The sequence below is a fragment of the Salinispora oceanensis genome, assembly GCF_000383575.1.
GTDB classification, from domain to species: domain Bacteria; phylum Actinomycetota; class Actinomycetes; order Mycobacteriales; family Micromonosporaceae; genus Micromonospora; species Micromonospora oceanensis.
Window position 1 is genome coordinate 3,892,262 of sequence record NZ_KB911579.1, and the last position, 17,745, is coordinate 3,910,006.

13 protein-coding genes are annotated in these 17,745 nt (G+C 69.1%); 6 read left to right on the forward strand and 7 right to left on the reverse strand.

The window, feature by feature from the left end:
* Positions 1–50 precede the first annotated feature (50 nt).
* Genes SALPAC4_RS0118040 through wecB form a run of 3 tightly spaced genes read right to left on the reverse strand, consistent with a single transcriptional unit; the run spans position 51 to position 4,761 of the window.
* Positions 51–2,186, reverse strand: coding sequence for a glycosyltransferase (locus SALPAC4_RS0118040; RefSeq protein ID WP_019871511.1), 2,136 nt, complete (start codon positions 2,184–2,186; stop codon positions 51–53).
* Positions 2,183–3,640 carry a glycosyltransferase gene (locus SALPAC4_RS0118045; RefSeq protein ID WP_223874780.1) on the reverse strand — a complete coding sequence of 486 codons (1,458 nt, stop codon included), beginning with the start codon at positions 3,638–3,640 and terminating at the stop codon, positions 2,183–2,185. The genes SALPAC4_RS0118040 and SALPAC4_RS0118045 overlap by 4 nt, the downstream gene beginning before the upstream one ends.
* A gap of 38 nt (positions 3,641–3,678) precedes the next feature.
* Complete coding sequence (wecB, locus tag SALPAC4_RS0118050) at positions 3,679–4,761, reverse strand: non-hydrolyzing UDP-N-acetylglucosamine 2-epimerase (RefSeq protein WP_019871513.1); 1,083 nt, start codon at positions 4,759–4,761, stop codon at positions 3,679–3,681.
* Between the two features lie 594 nt (positions 4,762–5,355).
* Between wecB and SALPAC4_RS0118055 the strand changes: the two genes are divergently transcribed.
* From SALPAC4_RS0118055 to SALPAC4_RS0118065, 3 genes are all read left to right on the forward strand, one after another.
* On the forward strand, positions 5,356–6,921 hold the full coding sequence (locus SALPAC4_RS0118055) for a glycosyltransferase family 2 protein (protein ID WP_019871514.1): 1,566 nt from the start codon (positions 5,356–5,358) through the stop codon (positions 6,919–6,921).
* Between the two features lie 4 nt (positions 6,922–6,925).
* The gene (locus tag SALPAC4_RS0118060; RefSeq protein WP_019871515.1) at positions 6,926–8,209 is read left to right on the forward strand and encodes a nucleotide sugar dehydrogenase; all 1,284 of its coding nucleotides are present in this window, start codon (positions 6,926–6,928) and stop codon (positions 8,207–8,209) included.
* 190 nt (positions 8,210–8,399) lie between these two features.
* The gene (locus SALPAC4_RS0118065) at positions 8,400–10,148 is read left to right on the forward strand and encodes a CDP-glycerol glycerophosphotransferase family protein (protein WP_027644271.1); all 1,749 of its coding nucleotides are present in this window, start codon (positions 8,400–8,402) and stop codon (positions 10,146–10,148) included.
* A gap of 66 nt (positions 10,149–10,214) precedes the next feature.
* Here SALPAC4_RS0118065 and SALPAC4_RS0118070 read toward each other — a convergent pair whose 3' ends face one another.
* Positions 10,215–10,754: an acyltransferase gene (locus tag SALPAC4_RS0118070; protein ID WP_019871517.1), complete on the reverse strand. Its 540-nt coding sequence runs from the start codon at positions 10,752–10,754 to the stop codon at positions 10,215–10,217.
* A gap of 191 nt (positions 10,755–10,945) precedes the next feature.
* Here SALPAC4_RS0118070 and SALPAC4_RS0118075 point away from each other — a divergent pair, with 191 nt between their 5' ends.
* Together SALPAC4_RS0118075 and SALPAC4_RS0118080 are read left to right on the forward strand one after the other, a co-directional pair.
* A complete protein-coding gene (locus SALPAC4_RS0118075; RefSeq protein ID WP_018740146.1) occupies positions 10,946–11,602 on the forward strand; it encodes a response regulator transcription factor in 657 nt (218 codons plus the stop codon).
* Positions 11,603–11,608: 6 nt separating this feature from the next.
* On the forward strand, positions 11,609–13,033 hold the full coding sequence (locus SALPAC4_RS0118080) for a sensor histidine kinase (RefSeq protein ID WP_019871518.1): 1,425 nt from the start codon (positions 11,609–11,611) through the stop codon (positions 13,031–13,033).
* A 7-nt stretch (positions 13,034–13,040) separates the two neighbouring features.
* On the opposite strand, the gene SALPAC4_RS0118085 is transcribed toward SALPAC4_RS0118080, so the two are convergent.
* From SALPAC4_RS0118085 to SALPAC4_RS0118095, 3 genes are all read right to left on the reverse strand, one after another.
* Positions 13,041–13,997 carry a TAXI family TRAP transporter solute-binding subunit gene (locus SALPAC4_RS0118085; RefSeq protein ID WP_027644272.1) on the reverse strand — a complete coding sequence of 319 codons (957 nt, stop codon included), beginning with the start codon at positions 13,995–13,997 and terminating at the stop codon, positions 13,041–13,043.
* 85 nt (positions 13,998–14,082) lie between these two features.
* Positions 14,083–14,754, reverse strand: a complete 672-nt coding sequence (locus SALPAC4_RS0118090) for a hypothetical protein (RefSeq protein ID WP_019871520.1) — start codon at positions 14,752–14,754, stop codon at positions 14,083–14,085.
* A gap of 124 nt (positions 14,755–14,878) precedes the next feature.
* Positions 14,879–16,486 (reverse strand): hypothetical protein, encoded by a 1,608-nt coding sequence (locus SALPAC4_RS0118095; RefSeq protein WP_019871521.1) that lies wholly within the window; start codon positions 16,484–16,486, stop codon positions 14,879–14,881.
* 218 nt (positions 16,487–16,704) lie between these two features.
* Here SALPAC4_RS0118095 and SALPAC4_RS0118100 point away from each other — a divergent pair, with 218 nt between their 5' ends.
* Positions 16,705–17,691 carry an App1 family protein gene (locus SALPAC4_RS0118100; protein WP_019871522.1) on the forward strand — a complete coding sequence of 329 codons (987 nt, stop codon included), beginning with the start codon at positions 16,705–16,707 and terminating at the stop codon, positions 17,689–17,691.
* The last annotated feature ends 54 nt before the right edge of the window (positions 17,692–17,745 follow it).

The following is a 17,745-nucleotide window of genomic DNA, read 5'->3' on the forward strand; positions in this document are numbered from 1 at the left end:
GGGCCCCACCAGCTGGTGGGGCCCCGCTCGTCGCATGTCACCCGTGACTGTCAGATCACGTGGTCGCCGAGGATCAGCCGGTCGAAGTGTTGCTTGACCACCGGCCAGTCCCACTCACCCAGCGCGTGAGTCGAGGCTTCGTCGCCGGCGGCACGCCAAGTCTCCTCCGTCGCCGTTGTCTGGAGGATTCGCTCCGCTGCCTCCTCCGGGCTACCGACGACCCAGCCCTGCGGGTACAGGGTGCGGGCACTGCTGGGCCGGCCGGCGAAGAAGGGCCAGTCCCGGACGACAGGCACCGCCCCGCTCGCTGCGCCCTCCATCAAGCCGCAATGGCAGCCCTCGCGTACGGAGGAGCTGAGGATGACACCAACGTCGGCGAGCACCTTCGGCACGTCGTCGGTCGGGCCGAACCGCCGGACCGCGCCAACCGTCTCTAGCTCCTCCAACTCGCGGTTGAGCGTATCCAGGTACTTCCGGCTGGCGACGCTGACGTTCGGGTTCATGTCGCCACCCACCAGCAGCAGCTGGTATCGGTCGTCATGCCGCCGTACCTGTCGGAGAACCTCCAGCGCCCAGAGCGGGTCCTTGGCGACCTGGCTGATTCCGACCATGCCCAGTTGGAACCGCGCGTCCGAGGGCTTGTCGATCTGGAATCCGCCCAGGTCCATCGCGTTGTCGAGCACGTGCATCCGCGGTGCATCCGGGCCCTGCAGGTAGGGGACCAGCGTGGTGGTCAGATCCTTGATGTGATCGGCGACGAAGACGAGGTCATCGATCCGGGAGAAGTCGACCATGTACGGCCAACGGGACAACGTCTCGTAGCTGTGTAGGCGTACGACGATCCGGGTGGTGCCCGGGTCGAGAATCGTAAACAGCGCGGCCGGCGCGACACACCAGTCCACGAACACGGTGTCCGCCCAGTCGAGGTGCGGTCGCAGCTGCTCCTCTGCGTTTGCCCCGTACGGTGTCTCCTCTGCCGACAACCGTTGCTCAAGCATCTGCGTCGCGGCCCAGGTGACACTCTTGAGTTTGCTGTCGGCCGCCAGGTCGAGGTAGCGGATCTCCACCTGCGGGTGGGACTCGTAGTGGGCGCGGATCAGCTTCAGGAAGTTGTCGTTCGCGCTGGTGGCGATCAACAACCGTAGCGGCCGATCAGTCGGCGGCTTCGCGGCCGGCTGCTTGCGGCCGCGAGGGGCCGCGACAGTCGTCGCCGCGAGCGAGTTACGGAACGGCGCGATGAAGCCCTCCGGGTCCTCCGCCAGCGGCGACGTGAGCCGGTCGATGTGCAGCACCCGGTCGAAAGCCAGCTTCATGGCCCGGTTGAGTAGATTGGCTGCCGGCGTTTGCTTGCCGGCTCGGTGCCGCTCGTCAGCGATGGCGAGCAGCGCATCAACGGCGCTGTTCAAATTCCGCGGCGGAATTCCGGCCTTCAACTCGCGGCTGGCCGCGTCACCGAGCATCCGGGCCCGGGAAGCCGGGGTGCGTAGCTTCTGTGCCGTGGCCGTGAGGATCAGCGCCTCGCCCTCCGGCCGGTCGGCCCAATCCATCCCCTTGGCGACCTGGCGGGCGACCTTTGTCCGGAGCCGGTCGGAAATCTTCGGCGTGCGTACGGCCGCCAACCAGAGCTGTGTCCCGGCCTTGCTGCGCATGACCGGCCGGGCGGTGACGGCGTCAATCGCTGCCCGGGGTGCGGAGTTGATGATGTGAGTGAGGTTTCGCCGGACCATTCCCCTGGACGGCAAGTTGCTGGCCAGTCGCTGTAGTGCCCCGGGGGGTGGGGTGCCCTGTCGCCCGATGACAGCCTGCACCGCAGGCTGGACACCATACCGTGCGTCCGCGCCGACATTGCGCTGTGCCATCCGCCAGACGGTGTAGATGGCGTGTGGGTCGAGCGCCACCAGGACATCCGCGTTCCGGGCCTGTTCCCTCGCCCACCGTTCGCGGCGGATTCTCGCCCAGACCCGCTCGCCCGGCGTGGCCCGGGCCGCCGCACGCGCCAGCAGGGCCTTGGCGATGTCGCCGGGGAGGGCGCACAGCCCGTCCAGCCGTACGTCGGCCGGGAGGTCCTCCGTATCGACCGCGCCGACCAGGTGCACCCTGGCACCGGCCTCCTGCAGCCGGTGCACGGCCGAAGACAGAAACCCTGGCTGCGGCGGTACGCCGGCCACCAGCAGAACGTCGCTCATGCGCGCACCTCACCGGCTTGTCGAGATTCGTCGGTCATTCGTGGTCTCGGCGGCGGGGACACGACACCGGTGGAGTCCGCCCCGCCACGGACAATCCCTTCGGCGAGCTGTTCGACGGCCTGCCGCATCAGGGTCTCCCGGGTAAACGGCGCGGCGTGGGCGCGCACACCGGCCCGCTCGGCCTCGGTGGCCTCGATGGTCATCCGCGCGGCCGACCGGAAGCTGTCGATCAGGCCTTCCTCGTCCAGGCCACACGCGCCGGTCCAGAGCGGATGCCCGTCCAGCACCCGGGAGGCGTCGTGATCGATCTCGTGTACCGATACGATCGGTAGGCCGGTGGCCATGTATTCGTACACCTTGCCGGAGGTGACGTAGCGGCCACCGATGAGGATCAGGACGAGGGCGTCCCAGTTGGCATACGTCTCAGCCACCTCTGCCTTGAGGACCGGGCCGCCGAACGAGACGCCATCGGCTGCGGCCGTACTGATCAACTCTGTGAGGCCGTTGGCCTCCCGGGCGGCACCGGCGCCGATATGGCCGCGGATCTCGAGCCGAGCGTTGCGCATCAGCGGCTCCAGCTCGCGCGCCTTCCGCCACGCGGTGATCACTGCCCCGAGCTGCCGCGCGTTGTAGTTGACAGTGCCGAGGTAGCCGAAGACCAGCCCGGCCTCGGGGTCGGGGCGGCGTGGCTGGACCGTTGTCACGCTGTCCGCGTCGTACCCGTTACGCACCACGTGCACCCGTTCCGCGATGTGCGGGTAGCGGTCCTGGTAGTGCTCGGCGATCGGATCGTTGACGACCCAGAGCGCCTGGCATTCGTCGAGGATGCGACGCTCCCAGACTCCGGGCTCGGACTCCTCGGTGAAGGCGACGCCGCCGTTGACCACGTCGATCGACCAGCCATCGCGGAAGTCGACCGCGTATGGCACGCGGTGCGTCTCCCAGAGCCGCCACGCGGCGGCGAGGTTTACGTACGGGACGCAGCTCGCGAGTAGCAGGTCGGCCGGGTGCTGACGGTGGAGGCCAAGCACGGCCTCTTCGATCGTGTCCCGCCAGCCGCCGAAGACCGGCTCCGGGAAGACTCTCTTCTCCCGCTTGCGGAGGTCGGTCACCCACTTCGCGGGCCGAAGCGCGCGCTCCTCGCTGAACATCCGGATGTCCGTCTCGAGGTCCTCCCGGGCCAGCGGCAACTCCAGCACCGTGATCCCGGGGTCGACTTGTTCCAGGAGGCTGTAGTCGACGCCCGAGTCGCGTTCCCACGAGGTGGAGGCAATCGTCACCACGGTCACGTCCCACCCGATCCGGCGGAACTGGTTGGCCGTCTCCCGCATTCGGTAGGCGCAGCTCTTGGCCGCGGGCGGGAAGCCGATGGCCAGGTAGATCAGATGAGGGCGGCCGTCTCGTCGGCCGCGGCCGGTGGCTGAGGAGCTGGACAACTCACGGGAAGTAGGCATGGCCGGGGTGTACTCCGCTTTCTTGATGGCCGTCGACATCACTTTTCGGTAAGCTTCTCGACCACTCGACGAGCGGCGTGCCCGTCGCCGTACGGCGTGCCAGGCGCACCGGTAGGAGCGGGGCGGGTGGCGGTGCTGGCCCACTCCGACCGTGGGTAGGCCGACGGGTCTGGTACCAGCTGGTTCCATCCGTCCGCCAGCGTCTCGATCCACTCCGTCTCCGGCCGTAACGTGGTGCACGGCCGGGACAGCAGGTATGCCTCCTTCTGTAGGCCGCCGGAGTCGGTGACCACCCCGGTCGAGCCGAGGACCGCGGCGACCATCCCGGCGTAGGGCAGCGGACGACCGACGTGTATGGCGCCGCGGCTGAGCCGCACGCCGTGCTCCTCGGCCTTCGCGGCCAACCGTGGGTGTGCCAGTAGCGCCACCGGTACGGGCAGGTCCGCCAGCGCGTCAACCAACATCGCCAGTCGCTCTGGCGAGTCGGTGTTCTCAGCCCGGTGCAACGTCGCGAGTAGGTACGGTTCGTCGGGCTGGATGCCCGCTGGCAGTACTGGCGCCGGGTGGTCACCGGAGAGCACGGAGTCGCGGATGCGGAGGCAGACGTCCACCATCACGTCGCCGACCAGAGTGGAACGCGCGGCGAGGCCCTCCGCCGCGAGATGGCGCATCGCTTCGTTGGTGGGGGCGAGTAGGAGATCAGCCGCATGGTCGGTGAGGATGCGGTTGTGCTCTTCCGGCATCGCCCGGTTGAAGGACCGCAGTCCCGCTTCCAGGTGCGCCACCGGTAGGTGTAACTTGACCGCGGCGAGCGCCCCGGCCAGGGTCGAGTTGGTGTCGCCGTAGACCAGCACCCAGTCTGGCTTCTCCGCCATGAAGACCGGGTCCAGCGCCGCCAGGGCCTTGCCGGTCTGCACTCCGTGTGAGCCCGAGCCGATGCCGAGGTGAACATCCGGGGTGGGAATGCCCAGGCCAGAGAAGAAGACATCCGAAAGGTCGGCGTCGTAGTGTTGACCGGTGTGTACGATTTGGTGCTCGTGATCGGTCGACGCGAACGCCGCAGCGATCGGAGCTAGCTTGATCAGCTGGGGGCGAGCCCCGACCACGCTGATGACCTTCACCTGTTGACTCCCGTGATGATCGTGTGAAGGGCAGCCGCAGGTCGGCCGGCGCTGTCCCTTGAGCCAGACGATTGTGCCTCAGGTGGAAGTGGCTGCCAAATCCCACAAGGCCTACGCCGCGTCACTCCCGACCTCTTCGGAGGACTTGTCCCGATCGCCGGTTGGCGGAGGTCGGTCTCATCGCTCGTATCGTCGGTTAACCCTACCTGCTGGATGCAGGATGGTGCAGTGCGCGGGGCTGGCCCAAAGGCGGTGGATGCTTACGCTGTGACCTGATGTCGGTACGCAAGGTGATGGGGTCCATGCCTCTCGCCCTCCCCACCGAGCCAGCCAGGGGACTCGGTCTGGATCTGATGGCGGAGGCGGGGTGGGCTCCGGGCCGGGCGCAGCGGCACCGACCAGTCAGAGTCTCGTGGCCGAAGGGGCAGGCGTGGGCGCGTCTACCGCGCGATCCGGTGCCGTACACTCGCCGGGGGTTCTGCCCGAAGCGCCGGGAAGCCTGGTTGCGACAAGTCGTTGAGGGCGTGGCGGTGGCCCCTGACTGACGGCGGGTTTCCACCCAGCAGCGAGCAGGGGCGAGTCGGAAGGGAACGGATGGGAACGCCGGATGTCAGTGTCCTCGTCGCTGTCTACAACACGATGCCGTACCTGAGGACCTGCCTGGATTCCCTGATTGGGCAGAGCCTAGGGCTGGACCGGCTCGAGGTGATCGCGGTTGACGACGGCTCCACCGATGGTGGCGGTGATGTGCTGGACCAGTACGCCGAGCGCTACCCGGACCAGGTTCGAGTGTTCCACCAGCCGAACTCGGGCGGTCCTGCGGTGCCGAGCAACATTGCCCTCGACCATGCACGTGGTCGGTACGTCTTCTTCATCGGTGCTGACGATTTTCTTGGTGTCGAGGCGCTGGAACGACTGGTTGACGCTGCCGACAGGTGGGGCTCCGATGTTGTGCTCGGGCGGATGGTCGGCACCAACAAACGGTACGTCCACCAGGAGGTTTACGCCGAGACCCGAGAGCGGATAGGCCTCTTCGACAGCGCGCTGCCGTGGGCGCTGTCGAACACGAAGCTGTTCCGGCGGGAACTGCTCGAGCGGCATGGCCTGCGTTTCCGCACCGACATGCCGATGGGCAGTGACCAGCCGTTCACGCTGCAGGCCTGCTACCACGCGGCGAAGATCTCCGTCCTGGCCGACGACGAGTACTACTACGCGGTGAAGCGGGACAACGCGCAGAACATCACGTACGCGAGCAACTTCGAGGAGCGCTTGCGCTGCGCCGAGGAACTGGTGAGTTTCGTCGCCGGCCTGATCGAGCCTGGCTCGCGCCGGGACGCCGTCCTGCTGCGTCACTTCAGCTGGGAGGTGGCGAAGCTCCTGCGGGCCGAGTTCCTCGAGCTCGCGGCGGATGCCCAGCAGCGTGTCCAGGGGCGGATACGGGCGCTGGCCAGGGCGCATCTCACGGACGGCATCCTGGCTGCCATGGCGCCCGCGCTGCGGCTGCGACTTACGGTTGCGCGGGACGCCGAGTTGGAGCGGCTGCGTGAGTTGATCGGGCAGCAGGCGGCGAATTCACTGCCGGAGGTCGTCGTCGAGGATGACCGCTGGTACGCCTGCTACGTCGGCTTCCGGGACCCGTCACTCGGCTATCCGGACGAGTGGTACGACATCACCGGTCAGGCGGCGAAGGTGATGGCCGGGATGGACGCGACCGGGCTGGAGTGGGGGCGGGACGCCTCCGGTGCGCGGGCGCTCGGAGTCACCGCACGGAGTCGCTGGATGGCCCTGGCCGACATTGGCACGACGGTGCGGGTGAGCCTCGGTGGGGTAGCCGGCGCGACGTCTGTCGAACCGGATGAGTCGGGTATGGTCGTACGGACGGACTTCGTGATTGATCGCTTGCTCGGGGAGGCAGCGGCGAACGGCGGGCGGCAGGCGGTGACAACCCACGTGACCGCCCCGATGGGGACCGGTTCGGCGTTGCTACGCGCAAGCCGAGGGCTCGCTGCACCCCGCATTCTGGCCTGGCGTGGCCTCCGTTGCTACTTCGTTTCCCCCATCATCAATCGCAAGGGCCAGGTGGTCGTCGCGATCGCTCCGGTGACACCCCGCCGGGTCCTTGCCCGTCTGAGCCGAATCTGGCCCCCTGGAGGAAAGTAGTTCCATGAACATCTGTGTCGTCGCGCTCGGCAAGATCGGTCTACCGCTCGCCGTGCAATTCGCCTCGAAGGGGCACACGGTGATCGGTGCCGACGTATCCGATCGAGTCGTCCAGCTGGTCAACGACGGTGCCGTTCCGTTCCCAGGCGAGGCTGACCTGGACGTCAAGTTGAAGGAGGCGGTGTCCGCCGGGCTGTTGTCGGCCACCACGGATACCGCTGCCGCCGTCGCCGAGTCGGAGGCGGTTGTCGTGGTCGTGCCACTGTTCGTGGACTCCGAAGGGGTGCCCGACTTCGGCTGGATGGACGATGCCACCCGTGCTATCGCCCGTGGCCTCAAACCCGGCACGCTGGTCAGCTACGAGACCACCCTGCCGGTCGGCACCACCCGCAATCGGTGGGCACCGATGCTGGAGGAGGGCTCCGGCCTTACCGCCGGCACGGACTTCCACCTGGTCTTCAGCCCGGAGCGGGTGTTCACCGGCCGGGTCTTCGCCGACCTTCGTCGCTACCCGAAGCTGGTCGGCGGCATCGATGCCGCGTCGGCGGAGCACGGCAAGCGCTTCTACGAGGCGGTTCTCGACTTCGACGAGCGGGATGACCTCGGTGGCCAGCAGGGTGTGTGGGACCTCGGTTCGGCCGAGGCTTCGGAGTTGGCAAAGCTGGCCGAGACGACGTATCGGGACGTCAACATCGGGTTGGCGAACCAGTTCGCGCGTTTCGCGGACACCGTAGGTGTGGACATCACCAAGGTCATTGCGGCGTGTAACACCCAGCCCTACAGTCACATTCATCAGCCAGGCATCGCCGTCGGCGGACACTGCATCCCCGTCTACCCGCGGATGTACCTCTGGAACGATCCGGCCGCCACCGTTGTCCGGGCCGCCCGTGAGGCCAACGCAACGATGCCGCAGTACGCCGTGGACCTGCTCGCGGCCGCCTACGGAGAGTTGACCGGGGTCGGTGTCCTCGTGCTGGGGGCGTCCTACCGAGGCGGCGTCAAGGAGACCGCCTTCTCGGGGGTCTTCCCCACGGTCGCGGCGCTCCGTGAGCGGGGCGCGATCCCGTATGTCTCCGACCCGCTGTACACCAACGAGGAACTGGCCGCGCAGGGTCTGCCGGGCTACGACGGCGAGTCGCTGGGAGCCGCGATCGTGCAGGCCGATCACGCCGAGTACCGCAGCCTGACCCCGGCCGACCTGCCGGGGGTTTCCGTCCTTGTGGACGGTCGCCGGGTGACCGACCCGGCCAACTGGTCCGGTGTTCGACGGGTGGTCATCGGCGGCTAGGACTACCTAGAGACCGGCTACCGAGGCCGTCCGGCAGCATGTTGACGGCCCTGGTCGAACCATCGAGGTGCGGCGTCCGTGTCATCTCGGACACGGACGCTGTTTCCCGGCCGGCCACCCCGGCAAAACCGGGTGTTCCGCCCGCCGTTAGGGTCGCAGCCGTCGATCTGGACTGGACAGGGGTGACGCGGTGTTCCGTAATGTTCGGGGCGAGCGAGGTCTCGCCGTAGGCGGTGTGACCCTGCTGTGCTACGGGACCATGATCCTGAGTGGGATGCTCGGTTGGGTCATCCTATTCGCGGTTTCCGCGTTGGTCGTGATCGTTGGCGAGGTCGCACTCGCGACCCGGTTCGCGTCGGTGGGCATGTTGGTGGAGAAGGCGGGCCTCGGCCCGACCGTCCGCTGGCTCTTTCGCGACCTGGCAGCGGTGTTGTTGGTCATCAGTACCGTAGGCCCCGGCACCGCCGGGACCGTGATGACCCTGCTCTTACCCGCCGGGCTTTGGGCGCTCGCCGTCGGCACCACGACGTTGCAACGGTTTGCCGAGCGGACGCCTTTCCTGGTCCAGACCCGCAATATTGATCCCGGAACGTCGGGGCTGAGGCCGACCCCGCCCCGGTGGGCCCAGCGGGTAGCGGGATTGCGGATGCCGCTGCTCAATTTTCTGCTCCTGCCGGCCGCAGTGGCGGCGGCCCTGACTGATGGGGCCGCGCCGGTGGGCGCAACCGGCCTAACTACCCTGACCGCTGGGTTCGTCGTGGCGGGGGTGCTGGCGGTCAACTGGCTGCGTGGCCGCGGCGGCGCCCTCGAAACGCTGCCTGCCCTGCACTCCTGGATGACGCGGGTACAGCCGGAGGTAGCCCTCTACTTCGCCGGACCGGCCAAGGACATCTACCAGGTCAACATGTGGCTCGCCCCGGTGGAGGCGAGTGGTCGTCGGGCAGTGGTGCTGCTCCGCAACGAGCAGGCGTTCGCCGCACTGGCCGACACCCGGCTGCCAGTGGTCAGTGTGCCCGCCGGAGTGGACTTCATGAACTTGGAGTTCACCTCGCTGCGGGTCGCACTCTACGTAGCGAACGTGGGCGCCAACATCCACCTTCTCCGGGAACCCGGCGTCCGACACGTCTTCGTGGGACACGGCGACAGTGACAAGCAGGCCAGCGTGAATCCGTACAGCAAGGTGTACGACGAGGTGTGGGTGGCCGGTAGGGCCGGCCGTGAGCGGTACGAGCGGGCCGCCGTCGGCGTACGGGATGAGGACATCGTCGAGATCGGACGGCCACAGCTCGCTGGCGTTCGCACTTTCGGTTCGGAGGCTGTCAAGCGGCCCTTCACGGTGCTTTACGCCCCAACCTGGGAAGGCTGGCTCGACGACGATCTATACCACACCTCGCTGGTCCTGATGGGCGAGCGAATCGTCCGGGGTTTGCTCCAGAGCCGGCCCGAGGTTCGGTTGATCTACAAGCCCCACCCGCTGACGGGATCCCGCTCCCCAAAGGCCAAGGCCGTACACGAGCGGATGGTGGGGCTGGTCCGCGCGGCCGGCGGAGACCCGGCGGCGACGTCGTTGGATGGTTCTCGGCACCTCGTGGTGACCGGCCGGGTACCAGCGCTTTTTGACTGTTTTAACCAGACTGATCTTTTGATAAGTGATGTGTCCAGCGTGGTGTCCGACTTTGTACAGAGTCGGCGACCGTACGTTGTGGCTAATCCCGGTGGCTTGCCGGAGGACGAGTTCCGCCGGAAGTACCCAACCGCACGGGCGGCGTACCTGCTCTCCAGGGACGTCGGCGAACTGGAGAAAATCCTGGGGTTGACCCGGGCCGGAGACGACCCAATGGCCGAGGCGCGACGGGAGCTGAAGACCCACCTGCTCGGCCCGGATGAGCCGAACGCGATGGAGCGGTTCCGGGCCGAGATCGCCCGCCTCAGTGACTGAGTCGAGGTAACGGACGGAACGGGGGAGGTGGCCGATGGCCCTCCCCCGTTCGTTATTGGTGGGTTCTCAGCCCTGCTGTGGCGGGTTGTCCACGTCGCGCGAGACGACCTCGCCCTTGGTGTTCACCCAGCCCCTCGGGCGGGCCGGGTTCCCCACCACCAGTTGGTACGGCTGGACGTCCTTCGTCACCACGGAGCCAGCAGCAACCATGGCGTATTCGCCGACCTCGATTCCGCAGACCAGGGTGGCGTTCGCGCCGATGGAAGCTCCGCGGCGGACCGTCGTCTCGGTGATCGTCCAGTCGGGGTTCTGGGCCCGGGGCCGGAAATCGTTGGTGAAGACCGCGCAGGGGCCGACGAAGACCTCGTCCTCAAGGGTCACGCCCTGGTACACCGAGACATTGTTCTGGATCTTCACCAGGTTACCGACGGTGACCTCCGCGTCTACGTACACGTTGCGTCCGATGACGCAGCCCGCGCCGATCCGCGAGGTGGAGCGGATATGGGCCAGGTGCCAGACCTTCGTGCCGTCGCCGACCTGGGCACCGGCTTCCACGTCGGCGGTGGGGTGGACAAAGACCGGCGTACGGTCGTTGGTGTCAGCCATGTCAACTCACATCGTCTCGGGTCCCAAACGCGTCGTAGCATAGCCACCCCACCGAGCCCGCCGGTCGGCCCGCCACATCGGCCATCGCCGCGACCGGGTCGCGACTGGCTATGGGTGAAGTCCGCCCTCCCATCAATGGCCAATGTCTGCGACCATTCGTGGTCAACGAAGGCGAGAGTTGGGGGCACTGGGTGCGGATCCTGCTGGTCGAGGACGACCACCGCGTGGCCGCCGCGCTTACCGCGGCCCTGACCCGGCGCGGTTACGAGGTGGAGCACGCGGCGACGGTCGCCGCCGCGCTCTGCGCTGCCCCGTGTGACCTGGCCCTGCTGGATCTCACCCTGCCCGACGGGGACGGCACCGACCTGTGTCGGGAGTTGCGGCGGCGCAGCAGCCAACTCGGGATCATCGCGGTGACCGCGCGGGGGGAGGAGCGCGACCGGGTGCTGGGGCTGCGGCTCGGTGCGGATGACTACGTGGTCAAGCCGTTCTCAATGGTGGAGTTGCAGGCCCGGATCGAGGCAGTGCTGCGCCGCGCCGCGCAGGCCGCGCCAGAGCGCAACCTGATCGAGGTTGGTCCGGTTCAGATCGACGTGGCGGCCCGTACGGTCCGCATCCACGCCCAGGAGGTGGCGCTGACCCGTAAAGAGTTCGACGTGCTGCTCTCCCTGGCCCGCCAGCCCGGGTCCGCCGTGCCCCGCGATCGGATCCTGCTCGACGCCTGGGGCACGACCTTCGCCGACCGGCACACCGTCGAGGTGCACGTCGGCTCCCTCCGCGGCAAGCTGGGCGACCCGCGCCTGGTGGAGACCGTACGCGGAATCGGCTACCGGCTGCGGAGCGGGTGAGGCGCGGTGCGTCGCCGTCTGGTGATCAGCTATCTGCTGCTGATGGTTCTGGTCCTGGTCGCCTTGGAAACCCCGCTCGCGGCCACCTTGGCCAGTCGGGAGACCGAGCGGGTCCGCGCCGACCGGCTCGCCGACGCCACCCGCTTCGCGTCGTTGGCCGACGCGGCGCTGCGCGGCGGGAGCACCGGCCCGATCGGCAGTGAGTTGGACCGCTACGACGAGCTGTACGGCATCGGCGCCGCGGTGGTTGACCGGGACCGGCGGACGGTGGTCGCGTCGCCGAGCTGGCAACCCGCTCTGGGCACCCGGGGGGCGCTTGACGTCGCCCTCTCCGGGCAGCAGGCCAGCGGGCCCGACTCGGTGCTGCCGTGGGTGGACGGGCCGATCGTCGTCGCGGTGCCGATCAACGACGGCGGTGAGGTGCTCGGCGCGGTGGTCACCATCACCCCCACCGAGCGGATCCGGGGGACCGTCACCCGCTGGTGGCTGCTGCTCGCCGGTGCCGGCCTGCTCGCGGTGCTGGCCTGTGTCTCGACCGCGTTCGCCCTGGCCGGATGGGTGCTGCGACCGGTTACCGAGCTGGACGCGGTCACCCACGAGATTGCCGAGGGCGACCGGACCGCCCGCGTGCAGTATCGGCAGGGTCCACCCGAACTACGCCGCCTGGCGGCGAGCTTCAACCACATGGCCGACGCCGTCTCCGACGTGATGGATCGGCAGCGGGCGTTCGTGGCGCACGCCAGCCACCAACTCCGCAATCCGTTGACGGCACTGCGGCTGCGGGTTGAGGAGCTGGGGCCCAGTTTGAGTGACCCGCAGGGCCAGGCCGAGCACCAGCTTGCCCTGGCTGAGACCGACCGGCTGGCACTCGTGCTGGATGCTCTGCTCACCCTGGCCCGGGCCGAGCGGACGGAGAACCTGCGCGTGACCGTTGACGCGGCGGCGGTCGCCGCTAGCCGGGTGGCGGCGTGGGAGCCGCTCGCCCGCCGCCGGTCAGTCACGCTGCGGCTGGACACTGATGTTGCGCCGGCTTACGCGAGGACCGTGCCGACCGCCGTCGACCAGGCGCTTGATGCGCTGATCGACAACGCGGTGAAGTTCAGTGGTGCCGGGGGCGAGGTGACGGTGGAGGTTCGGGGTCGGGACGATGGGACGACGCTGCGGGTACGCGACACCGGCCCGGGCATGACGGCCAGCCAGCTCGACCAGGCGACCGAACGGTTCTGGCGGGCGCCGGAGGCGCAGAACATCGACGGTGCCGGGCTGGGACTGGCCATCGTCGCCGTCCTGGTGGACGCCTCCGCGGGGCGGCTCAGTATGCGTCCGAACGAGCCCCACGGACTGATCGCGGCCCTGTGGTTTCCCGCGTCGCTGCCGATGCCCGGCAACGACGGGGAGCAGGAGGAATCCTGCCCTTCGGCGCGGAGCTGACCGGTGGCTACGGTTTGACCGCGTTGTACCAGGCCACCGCCCCAGGGTGCAGCGGTAGGGGGGTGGTGTTGATGGCCGAGCGCGGACTCATCTGGCCGGCTGCGGGGTGTGCCGATGCCAACTCCTCGCGCCGCTCCATGAGTAGCCGGGTCAGCTCCCGGACCAGTCCCTCCGGCAGGTCGGCGCGGACGATCAGGTAGTTCGGGTTGGCGACGGTGGTCACCGGGTCCACCCCGTACACCGAGCGGGGAATGTCCCGGGAGACGTAGAAGCCGGGGTGCTGGGCGCGCAGCGGCGTGCTCCACGCACCCAGTCCTACCAGCTGGACATGTTGTTGTGCGGCCAGCGTCGCTACCGCCCCCACCGGTAGGCCGCCGGAGAAGAAGAATGCGTCGATGTGGCCGGCCCGCAGCGCCTCGACCGAGTCGTCCAGGCCGAGCCGCTCCCGACGGACCTCATCTCCGCCAAGTTGGGCCACGTCGAGTAGTCGGGAGGTGGTGATCTCGGTGCCGGAGCCGGGTGCCCCCACGGAGACCCGCCGGCCCCGCAGGTCGGCCAGGGTGCGGACGCCGCTGTTGGGGGTGGTGACGAGGTGTAGGAGGTCGTCGTAGACGCGGGCCACCGCGGCCACCGTCGGCGGTGGGGCCGGGACGGTGGGGAGCGCGTCGGCCTGGGTGAAGCCGAGTTCCGCCTCGCCCGCGCCCACGAGTTGGATGTTCTCCGCCGACGCGGCGGTCACCAGCACCTCAGCCTCAACGTTCGGTAGCTCCCGATTGAGGATGGTGGCCAGGGACTGCCCGAAGGCATAGTAAACGGCGGCGGGGCTGCCGGTGGCGATGCGGATCTGCATGGCCGGCGGAGGGCCGTGCTGGCATCCGGTGAGGCCCGGCAGCGCCATCGCCAGGAGCAGCACCGGTAGCACCGCGTCGCGTCGGAGACCTGGGATTCGGATCACGCGCTGCACTGTCCGTCGTACGGGTGGTCGGGCGCAACCCCCCATTGCTCGCCGATGCGGTCCCGGCGTTCGTCTCGCCGGCCCACCGCGAAGATCAGACGGCGATTAGTTCGGGGTGCGGTGGCCCCAGCTCTGTGGCCTGCATAATCCGTTCGCGGGCCGGTCCGTGTGGCACGCTCACCAGATAGCAGCCGGTGCCAGGGCGCAGTATCGCCGGTGTGTCCAGCAGCGCGGCGCTCCGGACCAGAATCGCCGCCAGGTCCCGGTCGGTCACCCGGATTCCGAGGATGTGCCGGCGGATGTGTCGGCCGCCGGCCAGCAGCGCGGCCCGCCAGGCGGCTGCGGCCAGCCGGGTTCGCCCCACTCGTCGGGCGCCGGACGCGCCGCGCACCGGCGCACCGATGAGTTCCCCGCGTCCGCGCCGCCAACTGGCATCCAGCATGGCGGCGTACCTGGCCTGGTGGGCCGGGGCGACGGTCAGCCGGTGTAGCTCGTAACGGCGGCGCAGGCCGCCGACGCTGCGTTCATGCGTGACCGGAACGTCGAGCTGATGGAGCAGGCGGTGGAGTCGCTGCGCCGCGTCCTCGCGGTTGAACTCCACCCGCTCGGGTGGGTGGACGGGGGTGCCACGCTGGCGTCGGATCGTCGTCGGCGTGGTCACGCAGCGCAGGAGGCAAGCGGCCTCGAACCCAGCGGTCAGGGTCAGCCAGTCCAGCGGGTGTGGGGTCGACGCTGACCGGGGGCGGTCCAGCAGGGTCGGGTTCACCTCGGGACTCCTTATCGGCGTCGGATTTCCCCTACGGTGACGGCTGTCACAGGCGTAGGGGAACCGATTGGGCCAAGCCTTGAGGAAATCTTGCGGGTGTGGCGGGGTCTCGACGACGGTCGCCCTACCGCCAGGGCCGGAGAGGTTCCTCTGGGTGATACACCCGATACTCATCGATGTCGGCGATGAGGGCGGCGTCGGCTCGCTCGCCCAGCAGTTGGCGCAGGCGTTGCTCCTGGGGCGAACCGGTCTCCACCACGTAACCGGGCCGGCTCGCCACCGCCACCCGGTCCCAGTAGGCGGGGTGGCGGTTATTTCCCGGGTTGAGCTCGTCGTCAAGGACTCCGCAGGCCACCTCCTCGTCCGTGTTGAAGATCAGTCGGTTGCAGGTCCAGTAGGCCCCGTAGACCTCGTGGGGACCGGACGCCCGCAGGGTGTCCGCCAACTCGCGGGCGGCGCGTTCGTTGGCCCGAGAAGCGGCGGTGCCGGTGGTGATGAACAAAACCGTGATCAGTGAGGCGGTGACGGTGAGGGCGGCTAGGAACGCCGCGGCGAGCGTGCCCGCCAGCCGACCAAAAACACCGCCGGTGCCCTTCAGAGCCGCGACCGCCGCCTGCCAGAGTGGCCACAGCGCCGCGGGTAGGGACAGCTGCAGCAGGGCCAGGTAGCGGGCGTTAGCCAGCGGGTCCGTGGCGGCGACCGAAGTGCGTATGTACGACAGGAGGGTCAACGCCGCGCCGACGACCAGCGCGAGGTGCACGACCGGGGCGACCCGCGCGGCCCGCCCGGTGGCCCGCCGATACGCGGCGACCGCGACCACGGCCGCGATCACCAGCAGCACCGGGTAGAGCAGGCCGAACCCCTCCAGCCAGCGGCTGCACCCGTTGACGGGGCAGAGCCCGGTGGCCAACGGCACCCCCTCCAGTACGGCACCGGAGAACCGTTGGGCCAGCGGTGGGTCCGAGTTGTCGTGGACCTGACTGAGCACAGACAGCGGATCCGTACCCGGGCCGGCGGTGCGGTAGTACGCGATCATCGGTGCGACGCCGAGCGCGAATCCGGCGACCAGCAGCACCCCGGCCCAGCCGAGCAGGTCGCGGCGGGCCGCCCACAGCAGCGCCAGGGTGGCGGCCCCGAGGTAGGGCAGAAGCAGCCAGTCGGACCAGACGGCCACCCCGGCGAGCAGGCCGAACAGGCCGACAGCCAGCCGGCGGAGCCGGAGCGTCCCCCGGGCCAGCCCCACCACGACCAGCAGCATCAGCAGCACCGCCACCTTCCCCTCCGGGCGCCCGCCCACCGCGGTCAGCTGGTCCCGGATCACCCGCTCTGAACCGAGCGCGAGTAGGCCGACGATCAGGGTGGCGAACCAGGGGGAGCCGATCCGGCGGGTCAGCCGATGGATCAGCCAGAGGAAGAGCGCGTAGAGGGCCAGCAGCGGCAGCCGGAGCGCCGGCCAGCTCGGCCCGAAGAGCGCGAGCAGGGGCGCGGCGAGGTACGACTCCAGCACCCCCATGTAGTGCTGCCCGTACAGGAACACAGGCCGCTCCTGGCCCGCGGCGATGTGTAGGGCGGCGAGTCCGAACGTCGCCTCGTCGCTGTTTGACGGTGGGACCGTGGAGAGCGTGAGGAGGAGCCGGTACCCGATACCAGCCACCCCGAGCACCAGCGCGACGAGCGCCGGCGGGTCCAGCCGGCGGTGCCACCGCCCACGGCGCGGTAGAGGTTGCGACACGACCAAGCCCCCGTCATCCCCTCACCGGAGTCTGTCACAGGCGCCCGGCGGGGCGGAGCGGTTTCGCTGCCGGCCCGTTCGCCCGACGGGGTCGCGGTAGGGCGGTGCCGGCCCGTTCGCCTGGCGTGGTCGGGGCAGGTCGGTTGTGGCAGGGTGGCCGTGTGTCACGGACTTCCGCCGGCCAACTGGCCGTACCTCAACTACACCGGGCCGCGCGGATGGAGGACGCCGTACACCGTCTGGTCGAGCGGCGGCTCCGGCGCACCGGCTGGCGGATCCACACCGTGGCCTACCCGGGCTACGGAGCCCCGGGCTGGGTTCGGGTGATGTGTCGGGTGCTGTTGCGGCGGCCGGACAACCGACAGCGAGGCCGGCCGGAGAAGGTTCGGGGCTGGCGTAGCTTCGCCACCCTACCGGCGAAGCACGTCCAGGTGGACATCGAGTCGGGGGGCGAGCGGCATGAGACGCGAACCGACCGCAGTGGCTTCGTGGACACGATTGTGCCGGTGGACCTGCCCCCGGGCTGGGGATCGGTGCGGATCCGAGTCCCGGAGGCGGAGCCGGTCCAGGCGCCGGTGCGGATACTTGACCCCCGGGTGCGCTTCGGGGTGATCTCCGATATTGATGACACAGTCATGGTCACCACGCTGCCCCGGCCCCTGCTGGCGGCCTGGAACACGTTCGTCCTTGACGAGCATGCCCGGGCCGCGGTGCCCGGGATGGCCGTGCTGTACGAGCGGCTGGTTACCGCCCACCCCGGTGCTCCGGTGTTCTACCTGTCCACCGGCGCCTGGAACGTGGCGCCGACTCTCACCCGGTTCCTGTCTCGGCACCTCTACCCGGCCGGGCCGCTGCTGCTCACCGACTGGGGCCCGACGGCGGACCGCTGGTTCCGCAGCGGCCGGGAGCATAAGCGGGCCACCCTGACCCGGCTCGCTCGGGAGTTCCCGGACGTGCGGTGGTTGCTGGTCGGCGACGATGGTCAGCACGACCAGGAGATCTACCGGGAGTTCGCGGTGTCCCATCCGGACAACGTCGCCGGGATCGCGATTCGCCGTCTCTCCCCGACCCAGGCGATGCTCGCCGGGGCGCTGCCCCACTCGACCAGCGACAGCGCGTCGGCTCCCCCGGTGGGGCAGGAATGGCTCTCCGCGCCGGACGGAGCCGGGTTGTGGCAACTGCTGCGGGACGCGGGCCTGGTCTGAGTTCCGGGCCGGCCGGATCTTGATAGCGTCGGGACTGGCGGACAGGGGCCGGGA

What these genes read in the sequence shown, in the direction of transcription:
- SALPAC4_RS0118055 (WP_019871514.1), top strand. Translation starts at nt 5,356, where the DNA reads ATGGGAACGCCGGATGTCAGTGTCCTCGTCGCTGTCTACAACACGATG.
- SALPAC4_RS0118070 (WP_019871517.1), bottom strand. Translation starts at nt 10,754, where the DNA reads ATGGCTGACACCAACGACCGTACGCCGGTCTTTGTCCACCCCACCGCC.
- SALPAC4_RS0118100 (WP_019871522.1), top strand. Translation starts at nt 16,705, where the DNA reads ATGGAGGACGCCGTACACCGTCTGGTCGAGCGGCGGCTCCGGCGCACC.
- SALPAC4_RS0118060 (WP_019871515.1), top strand. Translation starts at nt 6,926, where the DNA reads ATGAACATCTGTGTCGTCGCGCTCGGCAAGATCGGTCTACCGCTCGCC.
- SALPAC4_RS0118040 (WP_019871511.1), bottom strand. Translation starts at nt 2,186, where the DNA reads ATGAGCGACGTTCTGCTGGTGGCCGGCGTACCGCCGCAGCCAGGGTTT.
- SALPAC4_RS0118045 (WP_223874780.1), bottom strand. Translation starts at nt 3,640, where the DNA reads ATGCCTACTTCCCGTGAGTTGTCCAGCTCCTCAGCCACCGGCCGCGGC.